Consider the following 22,185-nt stretch of genomic DNA (forward strand, 5'->3'; position numbering starts at 1 on the left):
GGTTCTCAGGTGCCGACGGGTCGAGTGAAGTGGTATGACGCGGCCAAGGGATACGGGTTCGTCACCAGTGACGAGGGTGGCGACGTGTTCCTGCCCAAGGGCGCGCTACCGGCGGGCGTCACCGACCTGAAGGGTGGGCAGCGGGTCGACTTCAGCGTGGTCGACAGCCGCCGGGGCGCCCAGGCGATGGGGGTCAAGCTGCTGGAGGCGCCGCCGTCCGTGGCGGAGCTGCGCCGCCGGCCGGCCGAGGAGCTGCACGGCCTGGTCGAGGACATGATCAAGGTGCTGGAGGCGAAGGTCCAGCCGGACCTGCGCCGGGGCCGCTTCCCCGACCGGAAGACCTCGCAGAAGATCGCTCAGCTGGTCCACGCCGTCGCCCGCGAGCTGGAGGTCTGAGGGACGAGCCCGGCGTCGGTGGCCCGGCCCAGCAGCGCCTCGACGGCGGCGAAGCCGGCCTCTCCCAGGTCGGCGGTGAACTCGTTGACGTAGAGGCCGATGTGCCGGTCCACCACGTCGGGCTCCATCTCCTGCGCGTGGGAGAGCACGTACTCCCGGCTGGCCTCCGGGTCGGCCCACGCCTGGCGTACGGACTCGCGGATCCAGGCGGCGGCCTCGACCGGGTCGACGGCGCCCTTGCGGGCCAGGATCGCGCCGAGCGGGATCGGCAGGCCGGTGTCGCCCTCCCACCACTCACCGAGGTCGACCAGGGCGGTCAGCCCGTGCCGCGGGTAGGTGAACCGGGCCTCGTGGATCACCAGGCCGGCGTCGTACCGGCCGGCGGCGACCCCCGGCATGATCTCGTGGAACGGCACCACCTCGATCCGCGCCGGCGGCCGCTCCGCCGACCAGAGCCGGAAGAGCAGGTACGCCGTGGTCCGCTCGCCGGGCACCGCCACCGTCGCGCCGGAGAGGTCGGTCCGGTCGCCCCGGGTGAGCACGAGCGGGCCGCAGCCGCGGCCGAGCGCCCCGCCGCAGGGCAGCAGGTGGTAGTCGTCCAGCAGCCACGGCAGCGCCGCGTAACTCACCTTGACCAGGTCGAACGCCCCGCGCTCGGCGGCCGTGTTGGTGACGTCCACGTCGGCGTAGGTCACCTCGACCGGCGGGGCGCCGGGCACCCGACCGTGCACCAGGGCGTCGAAGACGAACGTGTCGTTGGGGCAGGGCGAGATCGCCAGAGAGAGCGCCACGCCCCCACGTTAGCCCCGCTCCCGTCCCGGCCTCCGGCCCGCCCGTCCCGCTGTGAGCCCGCCCGCCGCCGAGCTGGCCGTCGGCGTCGTCGGCCGGCTCTCGAATGCGGCGGACCGGCAACATCGGTGTCAGGTGCTACGAAGCTGATGACGTAAATGGATCAGGCACCTCGGCCGCCGGTCGGGCCGGACGGCGGGTGAGGTGAGTCATCCACGTCATCAGCTTCGTAGTAGCTGGTCACCCCATCCTCGTCCCCAGCGTCAGCCGTTTTCCACAGGCTTTTCCACAGCCGCCCCGAGGGTGTTGAAGGCGGGTGGGGCGGGGCGGAGCATGGCGGGGTGACGGAGTCCGGGCCACGGGTCGACCTCGGTGTGACGCTCCGGGCGCTCCGCCGCCAGGCCGACCTGAGCCAGCGACAACTGGCCGAGCGGTCCGGGGTGCCGCAGGCGACGATCGCCCGGATCGAGTCGGGCCGGACGGCCGATCCCAGCTTCCGCACCGTCGAACGGCTCGTCGAGGCGGTCGGCGGCCACGTCGTGATCTCCGTCGTCGGGGCCGCCTCAGCCGCCCTCACGGGGGCCGGCGCGGCCCGGTCGCTGCCGGTCGTGCCGCACGAGGAGTTGCGGGACGCGGCCGGCCGGCACTGCCCGGCCCACCTGGACGCCCGGGAGGTACGCCAGCCACGGGACTGGCCGGGCGCCTGGTGGGCGCACTGGCAGGACCTTCCCCCTCAGCGCTGGCCGATCTTCCTGCCGGCCGTCACCTACGTCCAGGATCGGGGCGAGCGGGATCGGCAGCGGCGGGGCGACCGGGTCCGGCGGGAGGCCCGGGTGCGGCGGTTCACGGGCGATGGCCTCCCCGCGACCTCGTGGCGGTTCCTCGCCGAGCTGCCCGACGGCGAGCTCGTCGGCGAGCTGCGGGCACACGAGCGCAGCGTGGACCTGCTGCTCGGGTACGACCTGGACGACCGGCGGGAGCTGGTCCTCGACGGCGTGCTGGTCGCCCCCGAACACCGGCTGCTCGGCATCGGGCGCCGGCTGGTGGAGGCGCTCCGCGCCGAGATGGACCGCGCCGGTGTCGCCACCGTCCACGCCGTCGCCGAGTTCGGCGGTGTCGGATTCCTGCGGGCCTGCGGTTTCCGGGTCGAGTGGCGCCGACCTTCGGCGCTCCGGCTGGACGGGGCGGTCAGCGCAGGGCGGCGGCCGCCTCGGTGAGGGCGGCGAAGGCTTCCTTCATCCGCCAGGCCCCCCGGTCCCGCGGTCCGATCGGGTTCGACACCGTCCGTAGCTCCGCGAAGGGCAGGCCGGCCTGAGCGGCGGCGACGGCGACGCCGTACCCCTCCATGGCCTCGGCCACCGCGTCGGGGTGCCGGTCGGCCAGCGCCTCGGTGCTCGCGACCGTGCCCGTCACCGTGCTGACCGTGAGCACCGCGCCGAGCGTCGCCGCCGGCAGCGCCGTCCGGAGCGCCCCGAGCAGCCCGGGATCGGCGGGGACGGACACGCCGCCGCCCAGCAGTTCCGCCGGCATGCCCAGCTCGTCGACCGGGATGAAGCCCTCCGGCGACTCGGCGCCCAGGTCCGCCGCGACGCTGCGGGTCGCCAGCACGGTCCCGCCGACCGCGACCCGGCCGGCGAAGCCGCCGGCGATTCCCGCGCTCACCACCGCCCGGTACGGCCGGCCGGCCGCCTCGGCGAGCGCGAGCAGCCGGGCGGTGGCGGCGCCGGCGACCGCCGGGCCCACCCCGACCGGGGTGACGGTGACGGTGGGGTCGGTGAGGCCCGCCTGGAGCGCCGCCGCCTCGGCGGGCACGGCGGTCACCACCAGCAGGCCGGTCACGCGACCGGTCCGCGCGGTTCCCGCCGGTTCTCCTCCTCGGCCCCGCCCGGCCGGCCGACCGAGGAGGAGGGGCGGTAGATGTGGTAGCCCGGCGGCGCCAGACCCTCGTCGTCGACCGGGGCCGGCGCACCGGCCTGGGAGGGGGCCGGCGAGGTGGGCGTCGGATCGGCGAAGCCGGCCTGCTCGGCGGCCAGTTCGTCGTCGCCGAGCGGCCGCCCGAGCAGCCGCTCGTTGCGCAGTCGGCCGGCCACCACCAGGCCGCGCGCGGCCACCAGCGCCGCGACGCCGGCCACCACCGCGACCCCGATCCGGCCGGTGAAGGGCACGAGCCCGAGCCCGCCGCCGGCCACGAAGGCGAGCATCAGCGCGGTCTCCGAGTGGGCGAACGAGCTCGCCCGCAGCCGCTCCGGGATCCGCTCCTGGATCGACGCGTCGACCGCGAGCTTGGCGGTCCCGCTGATCAGGGCGGCCACCAGGCAGAGCAGCGCCACCATGGGCAGCGAGAACTTCAGCGCGGCGAGGACCGCGACGCCGGCCACGATGATCGTGCCGCTGGACTGGATCGCGGCCGGTCGGTGGATGCGCAACCGGGTGCCGACCGCGGTGGCCAGGAAACTCCCCACGGCCAGCGCGCCGCCGACCACGCCCAGCGCGACCTCGGCGCCCAGCGTGCGACCGAAGAAGTCGGTGGTCAGGTCGCCCGCCTTGATCGCGAAGGCGAGGAAGAGCAGCAGGAAGCCGTACACCCCGCGCAGCGCCGCCGCCCCGATCAGCGTGGCGATCACCAGCCGCCCGGCCGGGCGGCCCCGGCCCAGCGGCCGTTCCCCGTCCCGCCGGCGCAGCGCCCGCAGCGGCCGGGGCACCCGCTCCGGCGGCTCCGAGTCGGCGCGCGGCGGCAGCCGCAGCGAGATCACCATGCCGACCAGGAAGATCACCGAGGCGACCCGGAGCGGCCACTGCGCCCCGAACCAGAACGCGGCCAGCCCGATCGGGGCGACCAGCGCCCCGGCCACCGTGCCGTAGACGCTGGCCCGGGCGCCGACCTGGGAGAGCCCGATCCCCTCCGGCAGCAGCCGGGGCACGGCCGCCGAGCGGGCCACCCCGTACGCGCGGGAGAGGGCGAGCACGCCGAACGCGGCCGGGTACAGGCCGAAGCTGCCGATGTAGTCGGAGATCAACCAGGCGAGGAAGGCCCGGCCCAGCATGGTCGCCGCCAGGGCGTACCGGCGGCCGTGCCGGAAGTGGTCGAGCAGCGGCCCGACCACCGGGGCGAGCATGGCGAACGGCACCATCGTCACGAGCAGGTAGAGCGCGACCTTGTTGCGGGCCTCGCCGAGCGGCACGTCGAAGAAGATCGTCCCGGCCAGGCCGATCGCGATCAGGGTGTCCCCGGCGCAGGAGATGGCGTGCAGGTCGAAGAGGCGGACCATGCCGACCTCGTTGCCGGCGCTGCGCGCCCGGGCCGACCCGGCCCGGCGGGTCATCCAGCGTCCGCCGGAGACCGAACCGCGGAGCAGCAGGCGGGTGGCGCGGATGCCCGTGCCGACGGTCCGCCCGAGGACGGACCGCCCGGAGCGGGAGGACAGCGGCATGTGCACCATCCTCGCCCATCTGATCCACGTGTGCCGCACCACCTGGTGAGAACGACTCCGGCGGGTGCCTGTCACTCGACCGCGGGCATGGGGAACAATGGGCGGGTGACCAGGCCCGCCTCCGCCCGTGCCGCCCGCCTCGACCAGGTCTGCGCCGCCGCCGTCGAGGTGGCCCGCGCCGGCATCACCGAGGTGGAGCCCTCCGACGTCGGCGACCACCTGCAGGCCGTCGCCGAGGGCGACCGGCTCGTCACGCACTACTTCGAGTGCCGCCTCGCCGACTACCGCGGCTGGCGCTGGGCCGTCACGGTGACCCGGGTGCCGCGCAGCCGCGACGTCACCATCTGCGAGACGGTCCTGCTGCCCGGCCCGGACGCGCTGCTCGCCCCGGGCTGGCTGCCCTGGCAGGAGCGGCTCAAGCCGGGCGACCTCGGCCCCGGCGACCTGCTGCCCACCCCGGCCGACGACGAGCGGCTGGCCCCGGGCTACCTGCTCTCCGACGACCCGGCCGTGGAGGAGACCGCCTGGGAGCTGGGCCTGGGCCGGCCCCGGGTGCTCTCCCGCGAGGGCCGCACCGAGGCCGCCCAGCGCTGGTACGACGGCGACCACGGCCCCTCCGCCGCGATCTCGGTGGCCGCGCCCGCCGCCGCCCGCTGCGGCACCTGCGGGTTCTACCTGCCGCTCGCCGGTGCGCTCCGGCAGTCCTTCGGCGCCTGCGGCAACTTCTACGCCCCGGACGACGGCCGGGTGGTGAGCGCCGACCACGGCTGCGGCGCCCACTCGGAGACGCTGGTGGAGGCGGCCGAGACCCCGGTCGACGAGCTGCCCACCGTCTACGACGACAGCGCGGTCGAGGCCGTGTCGGTCAGCCGCGCCCCGGGCTCGGTGGAGTCCGCCGAGCCGGCGGAGCCGTACGGCCACTCCTGAGCGTCAGTCCTGACGGGCCGCCGCCCGGCGGCGGCGCCGGTTGGCGTCGTGCCGCATCATCACCGCGAGACCGGGAAAGCCCCACAGGAATCCGGCCAGGCAGGTCCAGAGCCAGTTCTGGTGCCCGTGCTCGGTGAGCCAGCCGCGGCAGAAGACCAGCAGGACCAGCCCGACCACCGCCCAGACGACCAGCCCGGCGACGGCGATCGGCACCATCGGGGGGTCGAGGGGTTCGGGCCGCGGCGGTTGCTCTTCTGGCACGGGGAAAGGGTACGCGATCGGTGGCGTTCGAGATCGCGCCGGAGATGACCTGGGCGGACGCCATCGGCGCCGGCCTTCCTGCGCGGGCCGATCGAGTCCGCGGTGCTATAACTCATATTCCTCCTGGTGAGCATGGTCATATCGCATGTCGTTAGCCAGGCTCATTAGTTAAGCTAACGATTGTGACGGAGCGGACGGTGACGGCGAAACGCGTGCCACCGGCGCAGCTGGCCCCTCAGCTGCGTGATGCGATCACCCGGTTCAACCGGCGGGTCCGACGGGCCCGGCCGGTCGGCGACCTCACGGTCACCCAGCTCTCCGCGCTCACCAGCCTCAAGCTGGCGGGCGCGCTGACGCCGCGGGAACTGGCCGACATCGAGCGGGTGCAGCCGCCGACGATGACCAAGATCGTCGCGAAGTTGGAGGAGCGCGGCCTCGTGCAGCGCACCCCCCATCCGACCGACGGTCGACAGGTCATCCTGGCGGCGACCGAGGGGGGACGGGCCGTGCTCGAGCAGTTCGAGCGGGCCCGCAACGAGTGGCTGGCCAGCCGACTGGCCGCGCTCACGGAGGACGAACGCGACACGCTGCGGCGGGCCGCCGAGATCCTCCAGCAGCTCGCTCGCGCCTGACTCGAGCGCCCCGCGGTCCGCGCCGTCCACGCTGGATGACGCGTACGACCGCAAGGAGGCGCACCAAGAGTGCAGGCCAAGCTGAGCACGATGTTCCAGTCCCTACGAGTCCGTAACTACCGACTCTTCGCCACCGGACAGCTGATCAAACTGATCGGCGTCTGGATGATGTTCATCGCCCAGGACTGGCTCGTCCTCGAGCTCTCCGACAACTCCGCCACCGCGCTCGGCGTGGTCACCGCGCTCCAGTTCACCCCCGTACTGCTGCTCACCCTGCTCTCCGGCCGCCTCGCCGACCGGTACGACAAGCGGCTGCTGCTCTTCGTCGCCAACGCCTTCTGGACCGTGCTGGCGCTGGGGATGAGCCTCCTGGTGCTCACCGGGCTGGTGCAGCTCTGGCACGTCTTCGCGTTCGCCGCCCTGCTCGGCGTGGCCAACGCGGTGGAGACCCCGGTCCGGCAGGCGTTCGTCTCCGAACTGGTCGGCATGCCGCTGCTGCCGAACGCGCTCTCGCTCAACGCGGCGGTGTTCAACTCCGCCCGGATCGTCGGCCCGGCCGTCGCCGGCCTGGCCATCGCCGCCTTCGACGTCGGGCCGGTCTTCTTCTTCACCGCGCTCAGCTCGATCGCCCCACTGGTCAACGTGGTCCGGATGCGCCCGGCCGAGCTGCACCGCAAGGACCTCCCGCCGGTCGGCGAGCGGGACCAGGCGAAGGTGGTCGACGGGCTGCGCTACGTCTGGCGCCGGGCCGACCTGCTGCTGCCGATGGCCCTGATGTCCGTGGTCGGGATGAGCCTGTTCAACTTCCAGCTCACCCTCGCCGCGCTGGCCAAGACCGTGTTCAACACCGGCGCCGCCTCGTTCGGCCTGTTCAGCACCGCCCTGGCCTGCGGCGCGCTGACCGGCGCGCTGGCCGGCACCGGGCGACGCAGCCGCCCCTCGGTCTGGCTGGTGCTCGGCGCGGCGATCGGCTGCGCCAGCTTCGGCACCCTGGTCGGGCTCGCGGGAGCGTACTGGCTGGTGGTGGCGCTGCTGCTGCCCACCGGGTTCTTCATGGTCTTCTTCGCCCAGGCCGCCAACCAGCGGGTCCAGCTCGGCGTCGACGCCGCCTTCCGCGGCCGGGTCATGGCGCTCTGGGTGCTGGTGTTCCTGGGCACCAACCCGGTGGGTGCGCCGGTGATCGGCTGGGTGGCCGAGACCTTCGGCGCCGGGGCGAGCATCTGGATCGGCGGCCTGATCTCGCTGGCCGCCGCGCTGCTCGCGCTCACCTGGCAGCTGCGCCGCTCCGGCGCCCGGCTCCGGATGCGGGTGCTGCCCATGCCGCGCTTCTACGTGGTGTCGCCCACCGGCGAGTGACGCCGGAGATCGCCCTCGAAAGACCGGTTCCCGTCCCGGGGACCGGTCTCTGAGCGTTCATTCGCGTCCGGATACCGGCAATCGGGTGGCGGGCGGTCACGGCGGCGCTTAGCGTCGATGCATGGGAGTAGGGCGGGGTCTGCTGCTGATGCTGGCGATCCTCGCCGTCTGCTGCCTGCCCGCCGCCCTCGCGCTGCTCTTCTGCGCCGACGAGATCATCGACCGGGTGGCCTGCCGGTGGGCCGAGTGGCGAGAGCAGCGGCGCGAACGCCGCACCATCGCCCGGCTGGACCGGGCCATCGAGGCGGACGCCCTCACCCGCGACATCGACCTGACCGAGTTCGACCGGAACGGCCGCCGTCCGTTGGAGCAGATCGCCGCCGACCTGCGCCGCTTCGGCGGGCACCGGCTCGCCGCCGCCGACCGCTCGGTGGTCTGGCACGGCGCGGTCATCGAGGCGTACGACGAGCGACTACGGGCCGCCTGCCGGGCGCTGGGCATCACCGAGCACCTGGCCGAGCTGGAGGGTGTGGACCGGGAGATCGAACGGGTCCGGGTGGAGGGGCTGCTGCACGCCGCCGGGATCACCCTGCCGACCGCCCGGGCCGGGCACCGCCAGCGGCACCGCTGACCGGGATCCCGCGTGCGGCTCTTCGTCGCGGTCTACCCGCCCCAGCCGGCGGTCGACGACCTGACCGCCCAGGTGGCCGGGCTCCGGGTGGGCGCCGCCTCCACCGCCGGCACCAACGTCCGGCTGGCCGACCCGGCCCACGCCCACCTCACCCTCGCCTTCCTCGGCGACGTCGAGGAGGGGAGGCTGGTGGAGGTGGAGAGCACGCTGGGCCTGGCCGCGGAGACGTTCCGGGACGGACGGGACAGCTCGCCCCGGCTGCGCCTCGGCGGCGGCGGGAGCTTCGGGCGGGGCGCGTTCACCGTGCTCTGGGTGGACCTCCGGGGTGACGTCGAGGCGCTGGCGACGCTGGCCCGGCTGATCCGGTTCGGGCTGCGCCGGGCCCGGCTGCCGCACGACGAGAAGCCGTTCCGGGCGCACCTGACCATCGCCCGCCCGGGCGACCGGATCGACCGCGCCGACGTGCTCGCCGACCGGGAGACCCTCGCCGGCTACCTGGGGCCGGAGTGGCCGGCGAGCGAGCTGGTCCTGGTCCGCAGCCACCCGGGCCCGCGCCCCACGTACGACCGCCTCGCCACGTGGCCGATCTGACCGCATTTTTCCGGCATGTCGCGGTCATCCCCCTGCGGGAGACCGCGACATGCCGCAAACGAGACGGGCGTTACCAGGCCCAGGCCTCCGGGCCGGGGCCGCCGTTGCCGACCGGGGGGAAGAGCTCGTCGAGGCGCTTCAGCGTCGCCTCGTCGAGGTCCACCTCCAGCGCGCCGAGGGTCCGGTCGAGCTGGTCGAGGGTGCGCGGGCCGATGATCGGAGCGGTCACCCCGGTGCGGGAGAGCAGCCAGGCCAGCGCCACGTCGGCCGGGTCGTGGCCCAGGTCGGCGCAGAGCTTCTCGTACGCCTCGACGGTGGGCCGGTGCTCGGCGAGCGCGTCGGCGGCCCGACCGCTGGTGCCGCGCGCCGCGCCGCCCTCGGCCATCTTCCGCAGCACCCCGGCGAGCAGCCCGCCGTGCAGCGGCGACCAGGGGATGATGCCCAGCCCGTAGTGCTGGGCGGCGGGGACCACCTCCAGCTCGACGTGCCGGGTCATCAGGTTGTAGATGCACTGCTCGGAGACGAGGCCGAGGAAGTTGCGCCGGCCCGCCGCCGCCTGCGCCTGGGCGATGTGCCAACCGGCGAAGTTGGACGATCCGACGTAGATGACCTTGCCCTGGGCGACCAGGGTCTCCATCGCCTGCCAGATCTCCTCCCACGGCGTGGTCCGGGAGACGTGGTGCATCTGGTAGAGGTCGATGGTGTCGGTCTGCAACCGGCGCAGCGACTCCTCGCAGGCCCGGATGATGTGCCGGGCGCTCAGGCCCTGGTCGTTGGGCCAGTCGCCCATCTTGCCGTAGACCTTGGTGGCCAGCACCACCTTGTCGCGCCGACCGCCGCCCTGGGCGAACCAGCGGCCGATGATCTGCTCGGTGATGCCCTCACCGAGTTGCCAGCCGTAGACGTTCGCGGTGTCGAAGAAGTTGATCCCGTGTTCCAGCGCCCGGTCCATGATGGCGAAGCTGTCCGGCTCGGTGGTCTGCGGCCCGAAGTTCATGGTGCCGAGGCAGAGCCGGCTCACCGAGAGACCGGTGCGTCCCAGGTTCGTGTACTCCATGGGTCCACCCTGGCACGCGGCCACTTCGAGTGCCTCGCGTTGGCCGGTGGATCAGGAGGACTCGCGTGCCGCCGGACCGGTGCCGAAGAGAACGTCGTCCCAGCTCGGCAGCCGCTTGCGCGGCTTGCCGGAGGCGTCCGTGGACTCGCCGCCAGCGGCGGCCGCCGCCGCGCCCGTCCGGCGCGGTCGGAGCACCGCCAGCGACGGTACGGCCGGGATCTCCTTCGGCGCGTCCGAGTCGTCGTCGAACGCCGAGCCCTGACCGCCGCCGAGCAGGGCCGCGGCGCCGCCGCCGACCGCCCGCTGTCGGGGCGCGTCCTGCGCGGCCGGCGAACGCGGGTCGAGCCCGCGCCCCGAGGTCGAGCCGAGCGGCCGGTCCAGCGAGGCGAGCAGCGCGTCCCGCCCGGCCCGGATCGGGTCCCGACCCGGACGGGCGTGCTCGCCCGCCGACGGCAGGCCGTGCCCGCCCCGGCTGGGCTCGCCGCGCGACGGGCCGGGCAGCGCGTGACCGCCCCGCTCCGGAGCCGGCTCCTGGCCGAGGATCGGGGTGGGGCGCTCGGCGCAGAGGTACTGCGCCATGTCGTCGTGCGGGGTGACGTTCTGCCGGAGCTTGTCGAGATCCCAGACCGCCTGCGCGGTCGCCTTGCCCGACGGCCAGGTGGCGATGATGCGCCAGGTGCCGTCGTCGCGCCGGTACGCGTCCCAGGAGATCTTCTCGGTGTCGATGCCGTGCTGGGCCAGCCGGCCGTTGACCACCTCGGCCAGCGGGGTCGGCTTCTCCGCGCCCTTGAGCCGGGTGCGCCGGGCGTGCTGGGCGAGCATGGCCCGCTCCTGGAGCACCGGGCCGGCGTAGCGCAGGACGCGGTCGACCGGGACGCCGGCGATCCGGGCGACGTCCTCGGCGGACTCGCCGGAGCGGATCTTCGCCTGGATGTCCCGGGGGGAGAGCGACGGCATCGGATCGGCGGCGGTCGGCACCACCGCGAGGGGGGCCGCGCCGGGCTCGGCGTGCAGCGCCGAGGCGATGCGTTCGTCGATGGGGAGGGCGAGCAGGCGCCCGACCTCGTCGGCGAGCACCATAGCCTGGCCGTCCTCCGAGAGGGCGACGAAGCGTACTGGGCGCATGGCGTTGCCTCCGTCCCGCTTCGCTGGCCGTCACGCCACGAGCCGGCCACCCGGGCGTCTCGAACCACCGTACGCGCATCTACCCGGAGGTGGGGGATGCGACACCCGGCATGTCGTGACTGAGCTGCGGCGATGATCACGGTGGGTGGCCGCCGGGGCCCGGACGGCCACCCACCGTGACGGCCTGTTAGAGCCGCTCCACCACGTGGTCGATGGCGGCGGTCAGCGCCTCCACATCGGCCGGCTCGACGGCCGGGAAGAGCGCGACCCGCAGCTGGTTGCGGCCCAGCTTCCGGTACGGCTCGGTGTCCACGATGCCGTTGGCGCGCAGCACCTTGGCGATCGCCGAGGCGTCCACCCCGTCGGCGAAGTCGATGGTGGCGACCACGTTGGAGCGCAGCGCCGGGTCGGCCACGAACGGGGTGGCCACCGCCGAGCGCTCGGCCCAGCCGTACACGATGCCGGCGCTCTCGGCCGTCCGCTTCGCCGCCCAGGTCAGGCCGCCCTGCGAGTTCATCCAGTCGGTCTGCTCGGCGGCCAGGAAGATGGTGGCCAGCGCGGGCGTGTTGTACGTCTGCTCCAGCCGCGAGTTGTCGATCGCGGTGACCAGGTCGAGGAAGGCCGGGATGTACCGGCCCGACGCCTTGATCTCGGTGGCCCGCTCCAGCGCGGCCGGCGACATCAGCGCCAGCCAGAGGCCGCCGTCCGAGCCGAAGCACTTCTGCGGGGCGAAGTAGTAGACGTCGGTCTCGCCGACGTTGACGTCCAGGCCGCCGGCCCCGGAGGTGGCGTCGACCAGCAGCAGCGAGCCCTCGTCGACGCCGGCCACCCTGCTGATCGGCACCGCCACGCCGGTGGAGGTCTCGTTGTGCGGCGTGGCGTAGACGTCCACGCCGGCCTCGGCGACCAGGGTCGGCGCGCTGCCCGGCTCGGCCTTGCGGACGGTCGGCTCACCCAGGAACGGCGCGTCCTTGACCGACTTGGCGAACTTGGCGCCGAACTCGCCGAAGCTGGCGAACTGGGCCCGGTCCCGGACCAGGCCGAAGGTGGCGACCTCCCAGAAGGCGGTGGTGCCGCCGTTGCCGATCACCACCTCGTACCCCTCGGGCAGGGCGAAGAACTCGGCGAGGCCCCGGCGGAGCCGGGCCACCTGGTCGCGGACGGTCTGCTGCCGGTGCGAGGTGCCCAGGTAGCTGGTGGCCACGTCGGCAAGTGCGGAGACCGCCGCCGGACGGACCTTGGACGGTCCGCAGCCGAACCGCCCGTCGGCGGGCTTGATGTCGTCGGGAATCCGGATGGTCGGTGCGTCAGCCACGGTGGTCGAGATCCTTCCGCAAGGGCGAGGGCGGGCCCGTTCAGCGGGCGCGGATCGACGGCCGGGGCGCACGGGGCGCGACGCGACCGGGATCCGGGCCCGGTCCGGCGACACTGCCGGCCTTCATCCTCGCACCCTGGGCGGGTCGTCCGGCGGCTGGTCCCAGCCGGCGGGGTGAGGCGTGCGCCACAGGATGCGCGAGGGGGCCCCGTCCGCGCGGACGGGGCCCCTCGACGTACGCGGATCAGACGCCGTGCGGGATGGCGTCCCAGCCCTCGACCTGCTGCGGCTTGCGGCTGCCCGGGCCGACGTAGCGGGCCGACGGGCGGACCAGCCGCTGGAGCTTCTTCTGCTCCAGGATGTGCGCGGACCAGCCGCCCATCCGGGCGCAGGTGAACATCGAGGTGAACATGTGCGCCGGCACCTCGGCGAAGTCCAGCACCACGGCCGACCAGAACTCGACGTTGGTGGCCAGCACCCGGTCCGGGCGACGGGCCTGGAGCTCGGCCAGGGCGGCCTTCTCCAGCGCCTCGGCGACCTCGAAGCGCGGCGCGCCCAGCTCCTTGGCGGTGCGGCGCAGCACGCGGGCGCGCGGGTCCTCGGCCCGGTAGACCCGGTGGCCGAAGCCCATCAGCCGCTCGCCCCGGTCGAGGACGCCCTTGACGTACCCCTCGGCGTCGCCGCTGCGCTCGACGGCCTCCAGCATGGTGAGCACCCGGGACGGCGCGCCGCCGTGCAGCGGGCCGGAGAGGGCGCCGATGCCGGAGGAGATGCAGGCCGCGGCGTCGGCGCCGGTGGAGGCGACGATCCGGGCGGTGAACGTGGAGGCGTTCAGGCCGTGCTCGGCGGCCGAGATGAAGTACGCGTCGACGGCCTTGACGTGCCGCGGGTCGGGCTCACCCCGCCAGCGCTTCATGAACCGCTCGACGATCGTCTCCGCCTTGTCGATCTCCTTCTGCGGCACCGCCGGCAGGCCCAGGCCGCGGGCGGACTGGGCGACGAAGGAGAGCGCGGTGACCGACACCCGGGCGAGGTCCTCGCGGGCCTGCTCGTCGGAGATGTCGAGGAGCTGGCTGAGCCCCCAGTACGGGGCGAGCATGGCGACGGCGGACTGCACGTCGACCCGGATGTCGCCGGAGTGCACCGGCACGGGGAACGGCTCGGCCGGCGGCAGGCCCGGGCCGAACCGCCCGTCGACCAGCAGCGCCCAGACGTTGCCGAAGGAGACCTGACCGATCAGATCCTCGATGTCGACGCCGCGATAGCGCAGCGCGCCGCCCTCGCGGTCCGGTTCGGCGATCTCGGTCTCGAAGGCTACGACGCCCTCCAGGCCCGGTTTGAAATCGGACATGTCGTCTCCTGGCTTCCGGCTCGGTGCGCCCGAGCGGGCCGATCCGGCCCGGCACCTTAGGCGACCCTCAGGGATGTGTTCGTGCCATCTTGCCTGCTGGGTAACCGACTGCGCGACCCGCCGCGACTGTGCCGCACGCGACATCCCCGGCGGTGGACAAGCTCACGCTCTCGGCCAGACTTGGCGGTGGGGCCTGGCCAGCGTCTCCCGGACGCGGGCGGCCCGGCGAGGGGGCGGAACAACGTGACGGGCGACACAGTGGTCCCGGCGGCCATGCGTAACGAGTACGCCGCCGACCTGGGCCTTTCCGAGGCGGATCTGGCGCCGGACTGGCACACCCAGTTCGACCGCTGGTTCGCCGACGCGGTCGCGTTCCCGCTCCCGGAGCCGAACGCCATGGTCGTCGCCACCGCCGACGCCGCCGGGCGCCCCAGCGGCCGGACCGTCCTGCTCAAGGGGTACGACCCGGAGGGCTTCGTCTTCTACACCAACTACGGCTCGCGCAAGGGCGCCGAGGCGGCCGCCAACCCGTGGGCCAGCCTGGTCTTCCCCTGGTTCGCGATGCAGCGCCAGGTGGTCGTCACCGGGTGGGTGGAGCGGGTCGACCGGGCGGAGACCGAGGCGTACTTCGCGAGCCGGCCGCGCGGCTCCCAGCTCGGGGCCTGGGCGAGCGCCCAGTCCCGGGTGATCCCCGACCGGGCCGCGCTGGACGACGCGTTCGAGGCGGTGGTCGAGCGCTTCGCCGGGGTCGAGTCGATCCCGGCGCCACCGCACTGGGGTGGGCTGCGGGTCCACCCCGAATCGGTGGAGTTCTGGCAGGGGCGGGCCAGCCGGCTGCACGACCGGCTGCGGTTCCGGCGTACCGACGGCGGCGACTGGGTCACCGAGCGGTTGGCGCCGTGACCGGGGTCACGGAGGCCCGGCCGCGCGGGGCGCGCCGCTGGGCGATCGACCTGCGCCCGCTGCGGGTGCCCGCGTACCGGCGGGTGTGGCTCGGCAACGGTGTCGCGATGTTCGGTTTCCAGTTCACCGCCGTGGCCGTACCGGTGGAGATGTTCGCGCTGACCGGCGGCTCGCTCTGGGTCGGGCTGCTCGGCATCGCCGGGTTCCTGCCGCTGCTGGTCTTCGGGCTCTGGGGCGGCGCCGTGGCCGACGCCCGGGACCGGCGGCGGGTGCTGCTCGTCGGCGGCGGGCTGCTCTGGGTGTCGACGCTGGCGCTGCTGGTGCAGGCGCTGTTCCGGGTGGGCAACCCGGTGCTTCTCCTCGTGCTGGTGGCGGTGCAGTCGATCGCGTTCGCGATCACGTCGCCGGCCCGCAGCGCGATCCTGCCCCGCCTGGTGCCCGCCGAGCTGGTGCCGGCGGCGAGCACCTTGAACTTCACCACCTTCACGGCCACCTCGGTCTTCGGGCCGCTGGCCGCCGGCCTGATCTTCGCCACCTGGCGGACCGACGTCGGGCTGCCGATCGCGTACGCGGTGGACGCGCTGCTGTTCACCGTCTCGTTCTGGGCCACCCTGCGGTTGCCCGCGATGCCGCCCGAGCCGGATCCGGACGGGGCCGCGACCCCGCGCCGGGCCGGCCTCGCCAGCATCGTCGACGGGTTCCACTACCTGGCCACCACGCCGGTGCTGCTGCTCTCGTTCGCCATCGACCTGATCGCGATGGTCCTGGCCATGCCCCGGGCGCTCTTCCCCGAGGTGGCGCACGAGCGCTTCGGCGGCGGTGCGGCGGTCGGTTGGCTCTACAGCGCGATCGCCATCGGGTCGATGCTCGGCGGGCTCACCTCCGGCTGGATCGGCCGGCTGCGCCGGCAGGGGCTGGCGCTGGTGGTGGCGGTGGCCGGCTGGGGGCTGGCCGTCGCCGCCGCCGGGCTGGCCGGCCAGCTCTGGCTGATGGTGGTGCTGCTCGGCGTGGCCGGCGCGGCCGACCTGGTCAGCTCGGTGCTCCGGCAGTCGATGCTGCTGATCTATGCGCCGGACCGGATGCGCGGCCGGCTCCAGGGGGTCAACACCGTCGTCGTCGCCGGTGGTCCACGCCTGGGCGACCTGCGGGCCGGCGGGGTGGCGGCCGGCTTCGGCGTCGGCGTCGCCTGGGTCGGCGGCGGCCTCGCCGCGACCGCCCTCGCGGTGCTGCTGGTGGTGGCCTTCCCGGCCCTGCTCCGGTACAGGGCCGCCGCCGCGCCGGCCGCCGACCGGGACTGACCCGGCCGGCTGGGACGGTGGTCGCGGGGTTCAGCGCGGGCCGGGGCCGAGCGACTAAGGTCGCCGGCATGGGGAACGCCGCGAACCAGCCACCGTCCGGCGCACAGTGGACAATTGCCGCCGACGGCCACGAGGCGGTCATCGTCGAGGTCGGCGGTGGGCTGCGGGCGTACCGGCATGACGGGGTGGACTACGTCGACGGGTACGCGGCGGACGAGCTCTGCCCCGGCGCGGCCGGGCAGGTGCTGGCGCCCTGGCCGAACCGGATCCGGGACGGGGCGTACACCTTCGGCGAGCGGTCGTTGCAGCTCGACCTCAGCGAGCCGGCCACGCACAACGCCATGCACGGCCTGGTCAACTGGGTCTCCTGGCACCTGGTCGAGCAGTCCGCGGACGCGGTGACGGTCGGCTACGACCTGCCGCCGAGCCCGGGCTACCCGTGGCCGCTGCGGCTGCGGACCCGGTGGAGCGTGGGGCCGGCGGGGCTGCGGGTGGAGCATGAGACCACCAACCTCGGCGGCGAGCCCTGCCCGTTCGGCTACTCCATGCACCCCTACCTGCGGCTGCCCGGGGTCGCGGTGGACGAGCTGACGCTGCGGGTGCCGGGGCGTACCAGGGTGCTGCTGGACCGCCGGCTGCTGCCGATCGGCGTCACCGCGGTCGCCGGCACCGAGTACGACTTCACCGAGCCCCGCGCGATCGGCGACGCGGTGCTGGACGTGGCCTTCGGCGACATCGTCCGGGACGACGACGGCGGCTCGGCGGTGACCCTCGCCGCGCCGGACGGCTCGGCCGCGGTGCACGTCTGGGCGGACCGGGAGTTCGGCTGGTGGCAGGTCTTCACCGGGGACACCCTCAGCGGGGAGCGGCACCGCCGTTCGGTCGCGGTCGAGCCGATGACCTGCCCGGCGGACGCGTTCCGCTCCGGGAAGGACGTCATCGTCCTGGCCCCCGGGCAGACCTGGCGGGGCGCCTGGGGCGTCCGGCCCGGGGCCTGAGCGGCGCGGGGGAGCGGCATGGAGTTCGCCGAGGTGGTCCGGCGTCGCCGGATGGTGCGCAACTACGACCCGGACCGCCCGGTCCCGCCCGACGTGGTGGACCGGCTGCTGGACCAGGCGGTGCGGGCGCCGTCGGCGGGCTTCGCGCAGGGCTGGGGCTTCCTGGTGCTGGAGACGCCGGAGGACCGGGACCGGTTCTGGACGGCGGCCACCCCGGGCGGCGGTGGCCGGGAACGCTGGCTGGCCGGGATGCGCCGGGCGCCGCTGATCGTGGTGCCGCACGCGAACCGCTCGGCGTACCTGGAGCGGTACGCCGAGCCGGACAAGGGCTGGGCGGACCGCTCGGCCGAGCGCTGGCCGGTGCCCTACTGGTACGTGGACACCGGCTTCGCCGCCCTGCTGATGCTGCTCACCGCGGTGGACGAGGGGCTGGGCGCGTGCTTCTTCGGCATCCCGCCGGACCGGCTCGACGCCTACCGGGAGGCGTTCGGGGTGCCCGCGGAGTACCAGCCGATCGGCGCGGTGACGGTGGGTTACCAGGCACCCGACCACCGGTCGCCGTCGCTGCGCCGGGGCCGGCGCCCGGTCGGCGAGGTGGTCCGCCGGGGTCGGTGGAGTTGAAGGTGATTCGTCCGGTCGAGCGAGGGTACGGGCGGTAGCGAACCCGACATGAGGGAGTAAAACGCGGTGTGGCGGGGGCGGCTAGGCTGGCACGGACATCAGCGCCACGCCGTCCGGTGCCCCGCCGTTCACCGGCGCGGCGCCGGGGGCCGGCCGGACCAGGGGGAGGGGAGCGTGCCGTGATCTTCAGGGCGGTCCGGGACGGGCGTCCCTACCCGGAGCACAACCTCACGCTCAAGCAGTGGGCGGAGATCCCGCCGCGTCCGCTGCGGCTCGACCAGCTCATCACCACCAAGCGGGAGCTGGCGCTGGACAAGCTCCTCGCCGAGGACTCGACCTTCTACGGCGACCTCTTCCCGCACGTGGTGCAGTGGAACGGCGGCCTCTACCTGGAGGACGGCCTGCACCGGGCGCTGCGCGCGGCGCTCCAGCAGCGCAACCAGATCCACGCCCGGGTGCTGGTGCTCGGCGGCCAGGCCGAGTGACGCCTCCCTGAAGACTCGTTAAGGTGACGGCATGAGCCCTCTCGATCTGCTGGACGTCGACGCGTCGCTGGGCGAGGAGGAGCGGCAGATCCGGGCCGTCGTGCGCCAGCTCGTCGACGACCGGGTACGCCCGCACGTCGCCGGCTGGTACGAGGACGGCCAGGTGCCCGCCCGCGAGCTGGCGCGGGAGTTCGGCAAGCTCGGCCTGCTCGGCATGCACCTGACCGGGTACGGCTGCGCCGGCGCCTCGGCCGTCGCGTACGGGCTGGCCTGCCTGGAGCTGGAGGCCGGCGACTCCGGCGTCCGCTCGCTGGTCTCGGTGCAGGGTTCGCTGGCCATGTACGCCATCTGGCGCTTCGGCAGCGAGGAGCAGAAGCAGCGCTGGCTGCCCGCGATGGCGGCCGGCGAGGCGATCGGCTGCTTCGGGCTGACCGAGCCGGACCACGGCTCCGACCCGGCGTCGATGACCACCCGGGCCCGCCGCGACGGGGACGACTGGATCCTCAACGGCGCCAAGATGTGGATCACCAACGCGCCGATCGCCGACGTCGGGGTGGTCTGGGCGCGCACCGACGAGGGGGTGCGGGGTTTCGCCGTACCGATGGACACGCCCGGGGTGACGGCGCGGGAGATCCGGCGCAAGATGTCGCTGCGCGCGTCGCTGACCGGCGAGATCGCCCTCGACGACGTCCGGCTGCCGGCGGACGCGCGGCTGCCCGAGGCGATCGGGCTCAAGGCGCCGCTGAGCTGCCTGACCGAGGCCCGGCACGGCATCGTCTGGGGCGCGCTCGGCGCGGCCCGTGACTGCCTGGAGACGGCCCTGTCGTACGCGACCACCCGGACCCAGTTCGGCCGCCCGCTGGCGGGCTTCCAGCTCACCCAGGCCAAGCTCGCCGACATGGCGGTCGAGTGGAACAAGGGCCTGCTGCTCGCGCTGCACCTGGGCCGGCTCGCCGACGCCGGGAAGCTGCGCCCCGAGCAGGTCAGCGTCGGCAAGCTGAACAACGTGCGGGAGGCGCTGGCGATCGCCCGGGAGTGCCGGACGATCCTCGGCGCCAACGGCGTCTCCGGCGAGTACCCGGTGATGCGGCACGCCAACAACCTGGAGAGCGTGCTGACCTACGAGGGCACCTCGGAGATCCACCAGCTGGTCATCGGCCAGCGGCTGACCGGGCTCTCCGCGTTCGCCTGACCTGCTCCTTCGTCGTTCCGGGCCGCTCGACGAGCGGGTGTCGTACCGGGGACGTACCGTCATCATCAGTCGATTTGTCTGACGAGGACGGTGAGGGCGATGGCCCGCGACGGTGACATCAACGAGCCCACCAGGGAGTTCCCCGGTTACCCGACCGGCGACGCCCTCCGGGCCCGGTCGGACGTCACAACCGAGCCGGCGCCCGGCGCCCCGGCCTCGTCCGGTGGGCCGGCCGGGGGTCTGCTCTGGGTGCTCGGCGCGGCCGCGCTGGCGGTGGTGGTGCTGCTCGGCGTGCAGGCCACCGGGATCCTGCCCGACTTCCGCAACCCGTTCGCCAAGGAGCAGACCGACCGCAGCCAGCCGCCGCTGCTGAAGTCGATCCGCGACCTCAGCCGGTACGTGGCCGCCGAGGGCAACTTCCAGGTGGTCGTCGACCTGCAGAACGACCGGCAGAACGTGCCGGAGTTCCTGCTCAACGAGCGCACGCTCTTCGTCGGGGCGGGCAGCGTCGAGGCGTACGTCGACTTCGCCAAGATCGCCGACGGGGCGGTGGTCGAGTCCCCCGACGGGAAGTCGGTGGAGATCAAGCTCCCCGCGCCGCAGCTCGGCGAGACCAACCTCGACCTGGAGAAGAGCTACGTCTTCGCCGAGCAGCGTGGCCTGCTCAACCGGCTCAACGACCTGGTGCAGGGCGACCCCAACCGGCAGCAGCAGGTGTACAAACTGGCCGAGGACCGGATCACCGCCGCCGCCCGGGACAGCGGGCTGACCGCCCGCGCCGAGGAGAACACCCGCAAGATGCTGGAAGGCCTGCTGCGCTCGCTGGGCTACGGGAAGGTGACGGTCACCTACACCGCCCCCTGACCGGGTACGCCGACGCGCCCGTCCCGGGAACGGGGCGGGCGCGTCGGCGTTCGCGGGGGATCAGCGGCGGGTGGCGGCGTAGCGGTCCTCGTTCGGCATCAGGATCCAGAGCACCAGGTAGACGATCACCTGGGTGCCGGGCAGCAGCAGCGACAGCAGGAACAGCAGCCGGATCATGCCGGCCGACATGCCGAACCGCTGCGCGAGGCCGGCGCAGACACCGGCGAGCATGCGCCCCTCACGGGGCCGGACCAGTTTGCGACTCATCGTCGTACTCCCACTCTGCGGCGATCCGCCGCGCTGTCTTCCACGCTAGGAAGCGGTGGCCGTCCCGCCCTCGGCCGTGAGGAGGATCGGCGTCCCCGCCACCCGTAGGTACTTACCCCGCCGGGTCGACGCCGACGCGCCGTGCCGGATCGTGCGGTTGCCGGCGGTCGCGGCCCCGGCTCGGGGCGGGAGGTGACCTGGGCGGGTAGGCTCGCCGGTCGGGCGCCCACACCCCGGGCACCCACCAGCCGCCCCGGACCGGGGTCGGCACGACCGGGCCGGACTCCGCACGACGGGTACGACGGCGAGGAAAGTGCAGCCATGATCAGTGTTTTCGACCTCTTCAGCGTCGGCATCGGGCCGTCCAGCTCGCACACCGTCGGGCCGATGCGAGCCGCCCGGACGTTCGTGTCCGGGCTCAAGGCGGACGGGCTCCTCGCCGACACCGCGCGGGTGCAGGCCGAGCTCTTCGGCTCGCTCGGCGCCACCGGGCACGGCCACGGCAGCGACCGGGCGGTGCTGCTCGGGCTGGAGGGCGAGGCCCCGGAGACGGTCGACACCGACACGGTCGGGCCGCGGGTGGACCGGATCCGCGCCGAGCGGCGGCTCAGCCTGCTCGGCGCCCAGGAGATCGACTTCGACCCGGACCGGGACCTGGTGCTGCACCGGCGCCGGTCGCTGCCGTACCACCCGAACGGGATGACCTTCGTCGCGTACGACGCGGCGGGCGCGGAGCTGCGCGGCCGAACGTACTACTCGGTGGGCGGCGGGTTCGTGGTCGACGAGGCGGCGGCCGGGGCGGACCGGATCACCCCGGACACCACCCGGGTGCCCTACCCCTTCCTCACCGGCGCGGAGCTGCTGGCGGTCACCACCCGCACCGGCCTGTCGATCAGCGAGGTGATGCTCGCCAACGAGCTGTCCTGGCGTACCGAGGGGGAGGTGCGGGCCGGGCTGTTGGAGATCTGGCGGGTGATGCGCGAGTGCGTCGAGCGCGGCTGCGAGCGGGACGGCACCCTGCCGGGCGGGCTGAAGGTGCGGCGCCGGGCGGCCGAGCTGCGCCGCAGCCTGGAGGCGGAGACCGACTCCACCGACCCGCTGCGGGCAATGGACTGGGTCACCCTCTTCGCTCTGGCGGTGAACGAGGAGAACGCGGCCGGCGGCCGGGTGGTCACCGCGCCGACCAACGGCGCGGCCGGCATCATCCCGGCGGTGCTGCACTACTACACCCGGTTCGTGCCGGACGCCACCGACGACGGCGTGGTCCGTTTCCTGCTGGCCGCCGGCGCGATCGGGGTGCTGTTCAAGGAGAACGCCTCGATCTCCGGCGCCGAGGTCGGCTGCCAGGGCGAGGTCGGCTCGGCCTGCTCGATGGCGGCCGGCGGGCTCGCCGAGGCGCTGGGCGGCACCCCGGAGCAGGTGGAGAACGCGGCCGAGATCGGCATGGAGCACAACCTCGGGCTCACCTGCGACCCGGTCGGGGGCCTGGTACAGATCCCCTGCATCGAGCGGAACGCGGTGGCTAGCATCAAGGCGATCACGGCCGCCCGGCTTGCGCTGCGCGGCGACGGGGTGCACGCCGTCTCGCTGGACAAGGTCATCAAGACCATGCGGGAGACGGGCGCCGACATGAAGGTCAAGTACAAGGAGACGGCGCGGGGCGGCCTGGCCGTCAACGTGATCGAGTGCTGAGCC

Annotated in this window: 24 protein-coding genes; 15 read left to right on the plus strand and 9 right to left on the minus strand. The window is 74.0% G+C overall.

The window, feature by feature from the left end:
- Window positions 1-9: 9 nt before the first annotated feature.
- A complete protein-coding gene (locus ACTWO6_RS02600) occupies window positions 10-396 on the plus strand; it encodes a cold-shock protein (protein ID WP_446218034.1) in 387 nt (128 codons plus the stop codon).
- Here ACTWO6_RS02600 and ACTWO6_RS02605 read toward each other — a convergent pair.
- Window positions 357-1,187 (minus strand): 1,4-dihydroxy-6-naphthoate synthase, encoded by an 831-nt coding sequence (locus tag ACTWO6_RS02605; RefSeq protein WP_446218035.1) that lies wholly within the window; start codon window positions 1,185-1,187, stop codon window positions 357-359. The genes ACTWO6_RS02600 and ACTWO6_RS02605 overlap by 40 nt on opposite strands.
- A gap of 339 nt (window positions 1,188-1,526) precedes the next feature.
- Here ACTWO6_RS02605 and ACTWO6_RS02610 point away from each other — a divergent pair, with 339 nt between their 5' ends.
- A complete protein-coding gene (locus ACTWO6_RS02610; protein ID WP_446218036.1) occupies window positions 1,527-2,402 on the plus strand; it encodes a GNAT family N-acetyltransferase in 876 nt (291 codons plus the stop codon).
- On the opposite strand, the gene ACTWO6_RS02615 is transcribed toward ACTWO6_RS02610, so the two are convergent.
- Window positions 2,374-3,024, minus strand: a complete 651-nt coding sequence (locus ACTWO6_RS02615; RefSeq protein ID WP_446218037.1) for a futalosine hydrolase — start codon at window positions 3,022-3,024, stop codon at window positions 2,374-2,376. The two genes, ACTWO6_RS02610 and ACTWO6_RS02615, sit on opposite strands and share 29 nt — an antisense overlap.
- Complete coding sequence (locus ACTWO6_RS02620) at window positions 3,021-4,616, minus strand: MFS transporter (RefSeq protein WP_446218038.1); 1,596 nt, start codon at window positions 4,614-4,616, stop codon at window positions 3,021-3,023. The genes ACTWO6_RS02615 and ACTWO6_RS02620 overlap by 4 nt, the downstream gene beginning before the upstream one ends.
- 87 nt (window positions 4,617-4,703) lie before the next feature.
- Here ACTWO6_RS02620 and ACTWO6_RS02625 point away from each other — a divergent pair, with 87 nt between their 5' ends.
- On the plus strand, window positions 4,704-5,543 hold the full coding sequence (locus ACTWO6_RS02625; RefSeq protein ID WP_446218039.1) for a DUF3027 domain-containing protein: 840 nt from the start codon (window positions 4,704-4,706) through the stop codon (window positions 5,541-5,543).
- Window positions 5,544-5,546: 3 nt separating this feature from the next.
- On the opposite strand, the gene ACTWO6_RS02630 is transcribed toward ACTWO6_RS02625, so the two are convergent.
- Entirely contained in the window at window positions 5,547-5,804 is a 258-nt protein-coding gene (locus ACTWO6_RS02630) for a DUF2530 domain-containing protein (RefSeq protein ID WP_446218040.1), read from the minus strand.
- A gap of 182 nt (window positions 5,805-5,986) precedes the next feature.
- Between ACTWO6_RS02630 and ACTWO6_RS02635 the strand changes: the two genes are divergently transcribed.
- From ACTWO6_RS02635 to thpR, 4 genes are all read left to right on the plus strand, one after another.
- Complete coding sequence (locus ACTWO6_RS02635) at window positions 5,987-6,436, plus strand: MarR family transcriptional regulator (RefSeq protein WP_446218041.1); 450 nt, start codon at window positions 5,987-5,989, stop codon at window positions 6,434-6,436.
- Between the two features lie 69 nt (window positions 6,437-6,505).
- Complete coding sequence (locus ACTWO6_RS02640) at window positions 6,506-7,792, plus strand: MFS transporter (RefSeq protein WP_446218042.1); 1,287 nt, start codon at window positions 6,506-6,508, stop codon at window positions 7,790-7,792.
- Window positions 7,793-7,913: 121 nt separating this feature from the next.
- Window positions 7,914-8,423, plus strand: coding sequence for a hypothetical protein (locus tag ACTWO6_RS02645; RefSeq protein WP_446218043.1), 510 nt, complete (start codon window positions 7,914-7,916; stop codon window positions 8,421-8,423).
- Between the two features lie 12 nt (window positions 8,424-8,435).
- On the plus strand, window positions 8,436-9,014 hold the full coding sequence (thpR, locus tag ACTWO6_RS02650) for an RNA 2',3'-cyclic phosphodiesterase (protein ID WP_446218044.1): 579 nt from the start codon (window positions 8,436-8,438) through the stop codon (window positions 9,012-9,014).
- A gap of 70 nt (window positions 9,015-9,084) precedes the next feature.
- Here the strand turns inward: thpR and ACTWO6_RS02655 are convergent, their stop codons facing one another.
- The 4 genes from ACTWO6_RS02655 to ACTWO6_RS02670 all read right to left on the minus strand — a co-directional run bounded on the left by ACTWO6_RS02655 (window position 9,085) and on the right by ACTWO6_RS02670 (window position 13,862).
- Window positions 9,085-10,071 carry an aldo/keto reductase gene (locus ACTWO6_RS02655; protein ID WP_446218045.1) on the minus strand — a complete coding sequence of 329 codons (987 nt, stop codon included), beginning with the start codon at window positions 10,069-10,071 and terminating at the stop codon, window positions 9,085-9,087.
- A 51-nt stretch (window positions 10,072-10,122) separates the two neighbouring features.
- Complete coding sequence (gene sepH / locus ACTWO6_RS02660) at window positions 10,123-11,196, minus strand: septation protein SepH (protein ID WP_446218046.1); 1,074 nt, start codon at window positions 11,194-11,196, stop codon at window positions 10,123-10,125.
- Between the two features lie 187 nt (window positions 11,197-11,383).
- The gene (gene serC / locus ACTWO6_RS02665) at window positions 11,384-12,511 is read right to left on the minus strand and encodes a phosphoserine transaminase (protein WP_446218047.1); all 1,128 of its coding nucleotides are present in this window, start codon (window positions 12,509-12,511) and stop codon (window positions 11,384-11,386) included.
- Window positions 12,512-12,755: 244 nt separating this feature from the next.
- On the minus strand, window positions 12,756-13,862 hold the full coding sequence (locus tag ACTWO6_RS02670) for a citrate synthase 2 (RefSeq protein WP_130331079.1): 1,107 nt from the start codon (window positions 13,860-13,862) through the stop codon (window positions 12,756-12,758).
- A gap of 273 nt (window positions 13,863-14,135) precedes the next feature.
- Between ACTWO6_RS02670 and pdxH the strand changes: the two genes are divergently transcribed.
- The 7 genes from pdxH (at window position 14,136) to ACTWO6_RS02705 (ending at window position 20,223) form a co-directional block, all read left to right on the plus strand.
- Complete coding sequence (pdxH, locus tag ACTWO6_RS02675; protein ID WP_446220540.1) at window positions 14,136-14,765, plus strand: pyridoxamine 5'-phosphate oxidase; 630 nt, start codon at window positions 14,136-14,138, stop codon at window positions 14,763-14,765.
- Window positions 14,762-16,063, plus strand: a complete 1,302-nt coding sequence (locus tag ACTWO6_RS02680; RefSeq protein ID WP_446218048.1) for an MFS transporter — start codon at window positions 14,762-14,764, stop codon at window positions 16,061-16,063. The genes pdxH and ACTWO6_RS02680 overlap by 4 nt, the downstream gene beginning before the upstream one ends.
- Before the next feature lie 68 nt (window positions 16,064-16,131).
- Complete coding sequence (locus ACTWO6_RS02685) at window positions 16,132-17,061, plus strand: aldose 1-epimerase family protein (RefSeq protein ID WP_446218049.1); 930 nt, start codon at window positions 16,132-16,134, stop codon at window positions 17,059-17,061.
- 18 nt (window positions 17,062-17,079) lie between these two features.
- Window positions 17,080-17,682: a nitroreductase family protein gene (locus ACTWO6_RS02690; RefSeq protein WP_446218050.1), complete on the plus strand. Its 603-nt coding sequence runs from the start codon at window positions 17,080-17,082 to the stop codon at window positions 17,680-17,682.
- Window positions 17,683-17,861: 179 nt separating this feature from the next.
- Window positions 17,862-18,167 carry a type II toxin-antitoxin system VapB family antitoxin gene (locus tag ACTWO6_RS02695; RefSeq protein ID WP_416292622.1) on the plus strand — a complete coding sequence of 102 codons (306 nt, stop codon included), beginning with the start codon at window positions 17,862-17,864 and terminating at the stop codon, window positions 18,165-18,167.
- A gap of 31 nt (window positions 18,168-18,198) precedes the next feature.
- On the plus strand, window positions 18,199-19,359 hold the full coding sequence (locus ACTWO6_RS02700; RefSeq protein ID WP_130331087.1) for an acyl-CoA dehydrogenase family protein: 1,161 nt from the start codon (window positions 18,199-18,201) through the stop codon (window positions 19,357-19,359).
- A gap of 99 nt (window positions 19,360-19,458) precedes the next feature.
- Complete coding sequence (locus ACTWO6_RS02705) at window positions 19,459-20,223, plus strand: DUF4230 domain-containing protein (RefSeq protein ID WP_446218051.1); 765 nt, start codon at window positions 19,459-19,461, stop codon at window positions 20,221-20,223.
- 60 nt (window positions 20,224-20,283) lie between these two features.
- Here ACTWO6_RS02705 and ACTWO6_RS02710 read toward each other — a convergent pair whose 3' ends face one another.
- Window positions 20,284-20,490, minus strand: coding sequence for a PspC domain-containing protein (locus ACTWO6_RS02710; RefSeq protein ID WP_446218052.1), 207 nt, complete (start codon window positions 20,488-20,490; stop codon window positions 20,284-20,286).
- A gap of 321 nt (window positions 20,491-20,811) precedes the next feature.
- Here ACTWO6_RS02710 and ACTWO6_RS02715 point away from each other — a divergent pair, with 321 nt between their 5' ends.
- Window positions 20,812-22,182 carry an L-serine ammonia-lyase gene (locus ACTWO6_RS02715; RefSeq protein ID WP_446218053.1) on the plus strand — a complete coding sequence of 457 codons (1,371 nt, stop codon included), beginning with the start codon at window positions 20,812-20,814 and terminating at the stop codon, window positions 22,180-22,182.
- Window positions 22,183-22,185 lie beyond the last annotated feature (3 nt).

The sequence above is a fragment of the Micromonospora sp. IBHARD004 genome (genome assembly GCF_052814115.1).

Coding starts and splice junctions, on each gene's coding strand:
- ACTWO6_RS02620 (WP_446218038.1), bottom strand. CDS start 4,616: ATGCCGCTGTCCTCCCGCTCCGGGCGGTCCGTCCTCGGGCGGACCGTC.
- ACTWO6_RS02625 (WP_446218039.1), top strand. CDS start 4,704: ATGGGGAACAATGGGCGGGTGACCAGGCCCGCCTCCGCCCGTGCCGCC.
- ACTWO6_RS02645 (WP_446218043.1), top strand. CDS start 7,914: ATGGGAGTAGGGCGGGGTCTGCTGCTGATGCTGGCGATCCTCGCCGTC.
- ACTWO6_RS02655 (WP_446218045.1), bottom strand. CDS start 10,071: ATGGAGTACACGAACCTGGGACGCACCGGTCTCTCGGTGAGCCGGCTC.
- sepH (WP_446218046.1), bottom strand. CDS start 11,196: ATGCGCCCAGTACGCTTCGTCGCCCTCTCGGAGGACGGCCAGGCTATG.
- ACTWO6_RS02670 (WP_130331079.1), bottom strand. CDS start 13,862: ATGTCCGATTTCAAACCGGGCCTGGAGGGCGTCGTAGCCTTCGAGACC.
- pdxH (WP_446220540.1), top strand. CDS start 14,136: ATGCGTAACGAGTACGCCGCCGACCTGGGCCTTTCCGAGGCGGATCTG.
- ACTWO6_RS02685 (WP_446218049.1), top strand. CDS start 16,132: ATGGGGAACGCCGCGAACCAGCCACCGTCCGGCGCACAGTGGACAATT.
- ACTWO6_RS02690 (WP_446218050.1), top strand. CDS start 17,080: ATGGAGTTCGCCGAGGTGGTCCGGCGTCGCCGGATGGTGCGCAACTAC.
- ACTWO6_RS02700 (WP_130331087.1), top strand. CDS start 18,199: ATGAGCCCTCTCGATCTGCTGGACGTCGACGCGTCGCTGGGCGAGGAG.
- ACTWO6_RS02705 (WP_446218051.1), top strand. CDS start 19,459: ATGGCCCGCGACGGTGACATCAACGAGCCCACCAGGGAGTTCCCCGGT.
- ACTWO6_RS02710 (WP_446218052.1), bottom strand. CDS start 20,490: ATGAGTCGCAAACTGGTCCGGCCCCGTGAGGGGCGCATGCTCGCCGGT.
- ACTWO6_RS02715 (WP_446218053.1), top strand. CDS start 20,812: ATGATCAGTGTTTTCGACCTCTTCAGCGTCGGCATCGGGCCGTCCAGC.